Here is a 402-nt window from a genome sequence, read left to right on the forward strand (position 1 = left end):
CGTCGGCATCGCTTTCGTGCTACTGATCATGAACATGCGACGGCGTAGGCTGCGGTATAAGCCAATGGTGCTGAACCGCTACGGGTATTCGTATGATTGGGAGTTGCAGATACGTGGAAAGTACTGTATAGTTCAGGAACTCAAATACAGGCACGACGAACACAACTCGTGGCCCGTCTACGTAATTTTGCGATTCAAATAAAGGAGAGTCATGTTGAACGTCAATATGTATGCTGAGGGCGAGCGCGTAGAACTCGCGGTCGTGATCCGCGCGCTGGGCACGCACCTGTGTCTCGTGGACTGGGATGTGCAACAAAAGTACGGCCCCGATATCACTTCGCGCTGTGCACTGCCCATCTTGGCAGTGGGTGCCGAGGCCCACGAAAACGATCTGCGTATTCT

At 53.2% G+C, this 402-nt stretch carries 1 protein-coding gene; it reads left to right on the plus strand.

The window, feature by feature from the left end; translation table 11 throughout:
• Window positions 1-211: 211 nt before the first annotated feature.
• Window positions 212-402, plus strand: a 191-nt coding sequence (locus AC1RPU_RS07925) for a hypothetical protein (RefSeq protein ID WP_481769633.1), incomplete at its 3' end; no start/stop codon positions are given.

Source organism: Dellaglioa sp. CoH-55-MRSF-7, from assembly GCF_056782235.1.